Source organism: Achromobacter sp. ACM05 (assembly GCF_019218915.1).
GTDB lineage: Bacteria > Pseudomonadota > Gammaproteobacteria > Burkholderiales > Burkholderiaceae_B > Achromobacter > Achromobacter animicus.
Map to the genome: position 1 here is coordinate 1 of NZ_JAHUWQ010000018.1, position 360 is coordinate 360.

Sequence of the window (360 nt, forward strand, 5' to 3'; positions counted from 1 at the left end):
GAACCGAGTCATCGCCCGCCGAGTGGTTATCGGCGCCGCCCGTTTCCTTGTACGAGTAGGAGATGACACCGGTCGCAGCGTTGTAGCCGGTGACGGTCAGGATGCCCTTGTCGGTCGTGATGACGACGGGGTTGGCGGCAGAGGCGCCAGTCACATCGCGGCCAGCCACGGTGACGGCGGTGATGCCGGCTTCGGCGGACACGCCAACCGAACCGGTGACCGTCGCGCCGGAAGCTTCCACCACGCTGTTGTGCGCGCTGGTGACGTTGCCGTCAGAGTCCACCGGGGTGACGACCGGAGGACCGTCGGTTTGGCCGTTGATCGTGATGGTCAGCACCGCTTCGCTCTTGTCGCCGTCCG

Annotated in this window: 1 protein-coding gene; it reads right to left on the reverse strand. The window is 66.4% G+C overall.

Annotated elements, in window-relative coordinates; all coding sequences use genetic code 11:
- On the reverse strand, nt 1-360 hold a 360-nt coding region (locus KW836_RS28215; protein ID WP_218345309.1), incomplete at both ends, for a hypothetical protein.